2 protein-coding genes are annotated in these 2843 nt (G+C 61.0%); both read right to left on the bottom strand.

Annotated features, from left to right (window positions below; translation table 11 throughout):
* Window positions 1-635 (bottom strand): RNA polymerase sigma factor region1.1 domain-containing protein (locus ACE3TQ_RS23865; RefSeq protein ID WP_374585702.1); only part of this gene is annotated, 635 nt, incomplete at its 3' end.
* 195 nt (window positions 636-830) lie between these two features.
* Complete coding sequence (gene dnaG / locus ACE3TQ_RS23860) at window positions 831-2627, bottom strand: DNA primase (protein WP_374585700.1); 1797 nt, start codon at window positions 2625-2627, stop codon at window positions 831-833.
* Between the last annotated feature and the right edge of the window lie 216 nt (window positions 2628-2843).

Here is a 2843-nt window from a genome sequence, read left to right as displayed (position 1 = left end):
GCGGCTTCGGCGGCGGCTTCCGCCTCGTCGTCGCTGGTGACAGTGGCGACGTTATCCGACAGCAGCAGGGTCTCGGCATCGGGCGCGTGTTCGTACACGGCGATGCCCATGTCGTTGAAGGTGCCGATAATGCCTTCGATCGCTTCCGGATCGACGATATTTTCAGGCAGGTGGTCGTTGATCTCGGCGTAGGTCAGGAAGCCGCGCTCCTTACCGAACTTGATCAGCGTTTTCAGTTTTTGGCGGCGGCGCTCCAGCTCCTCTTCCGTCGCTTCCGTGTCGGACGAGAAGGCGTCTTTCAGCAATGCCTTTTCCTTGGCCTTGCGGTCCTTGGCTTTCGCCTTGTCCGCAGCCTTCATTTCGGCGCGCTCGACGGCATTCAGTGCTGCCACCTCGTCGTTCTCAGGCTGGAATTCCTTCGGCTTGCGGCCACGGCGACCCGGCACCTTGACGGTCGGCAGCACGTACCCGGAAGTATCGATGGCAGCCAGCGCGGCTGCATCCGTAGTCTGACTAACCACCGGCGGTGCCTTGGTAACGCGAGTAGCCGGTTTATCAGCCGACTTCGTCGCAGGCTTGGCGGTCACTTTGCGAGGCTTTTCAGCCGCTTTGGTTTCAGGTTTCTTTGCTGGCACAGGCGCTTTCGGGAATAGTTAAGTCCACTACAAACTGCAACAACTACTGCTATAACTTACTGAAAACAAACGAAAATACTGCCCCGCTAAATATTGCAATATTTAGCATTTTATTATAGCACGCCACTTTACAATTACCAGACGGGAAGGGTTGCGTGCGCCGCGGCAATTCGGGGTCAGGTCTGACCCCGAATTTCACCGAGGTGCTAATTCCGATTCCGCCTCCTTGCGCAGTTGATCTTGCTTGGCAGTAATTTCGCGGTAGCGTACACCAATTTCCTCAGAAGACAAACCCGCGCTGAACAGCTGGTCCAGCTCCTGTTTTAACGCATCCATTTTCAGGTGGCGCACGGTAGCCATCAGCCACAGGCGCTCGCCTTCGATATCCGGTTCCGGTGCGGCGGCGATTTCACTGATGAGTGCATCGTACTCGCTGCCGGACTCTTTTAACAATTGGCACAGGGCAGCGAAACTGCCCTGCTCGCCCAGCGACTGGGCTTGCACCACCAGCCAGATCAGCCGCTCGGCCGCTTCCTGGCCGAAGTGGGCGAAGGCCAGCAGGGCTTCGTCGTCCAGGTAGAGCGAGAGCGTCGGGTGCGTGATCATCACGCGGATCAGCTTCAGCTCCAGCCCCACCGGCTGTTCGCGCCGGCTTTTCGGCGGCGCGATCTTGTTCGCGGCGACCGGCTTGGCCAGCTCGAACAGCTGCTCCACTTCGCCGGGCGTGCTCTGCGTCATGGTCGCCAGGCCGCGCACGATCTGCAGGCGCAGCGCGGTCGGCGTCATCGCCTGCAGCAGCGGCTTGGCGTCGAACTGGACGCGGGCGCGGCCTTCGGGCGAGGTCAAATCATGCTCGCCAGCCGCTTCGCGCAGCAGGAACTGCGACAGCGGCATGGCTTCGTGCACCTGCTGCTCGAAGGCCTGGGCGCCATATTCGCGGATATAGCTGTCCGGGTCATGCTCGGCGGGCAGGAACAGGAACTTGATGGTCTTGTCGTCCGACACGTGCGGCAGGCAGGCCTCCAGCGCGCGCCGGGCGGCGCGGCGGCCGGCCTTGTCGCCGTCGAAGCTGAAGATGACCGTGTCGGTTTGGCGCAACAGTTTCTGGACGTGGGTGGTGGTGCAGGCGGTTCCCAGCGTGGCCACGGCCTGCGGGAAGCCCATCTGGGCCAATGCCACCACGTCCATATAGCCTTCCGTCACCAGCACATAGCCGGCGTCGCGGATGGCCTGGCGCGCTTCGAACAAGCCATACAGTTCCGAGCCTTTTGAAAATAAAGGCGTTTCCGGGGAATTCAAGTACTTGGGCTCGCCCTGGTCCATGATGCGGCCGCCGAAGGCGATCACCTGGCCCTTGGTATTACGGATGGGGAACATGACGCGCTCACGGAAGCGGTCGTAGCGCTTGGTGCGCTTGCCGTCCTCATCCACGTTCTGGATGATCAGGCCGGCTTCCACCAGGACCGGGTTATCGTAATCCGGGAAGACGGCTTTCAGGGCATCCCAGCCCGACGGCGAATAGCCGAGCGCGAAGCGGGCCGCGATTTCGCCGGTCAGGCCGCGGCCTTTCAGGTAGGCGATGGCTTGCGGCGCGTGGCGCAGCTGGGCTTTATAGAATTCGGCCGCCTTGGTCATGGCATCCGACAGCGCCATCGATTGCTGCTGCATGGCGGCGCGCTGGGCGGGCGGGATCTTGTCGTCCTGCTCCGGCACCACCATGCCCACGTTCTGCGCCAGGTCCTTCACCGCATCCACGAAGCCCATGCCCGAATACTCGATCAGGAAGCCGATCGCCGTACCGTGGGCGCCGCAGCCGAAGCAATGGTAGAACTGCTTGGTCGGGCTGACGGTAAAGCTGGGGGATTTTTCGTTATGGAACGGGCACAAGCCCTGGTAATTGGCGCCGCCCTTCTTGAGCTGGACGTAGCGCCCCACCACATCGACGATATCGACGCGGTTCAGCAGGTCGGCAATGAAAGACTGTGGAATCACGAGGCTGAACGGTATTTGTTACAAATCAGACTATACCGCCGTGCTTGCGGAGGGTTTGATCCACCTCAACACGCACGGCCCACGGCACGGCTCCGGCGAAATGTCCACTTTGGGGTCAGGAAGAAAAGTGGACAATTTTTGGTGGGAATAAGAGGGGGGGTGCCCACCCCAATGGGGCTAGAACACGGACGGGGAGTTTATAAGGCCGGGGGTGGC

Source organism: Pseudoduganella sp., assembly GCF_041914865.1.
GTDB lineage: Bacteria > Pseudomonadota > Gammaproteobacteria > Burkholderiales > Burkholderiaceae_D > Rugamonas.
This window is presented reverse-complemented; position numbering and strand designations above follow the sequence as displayed.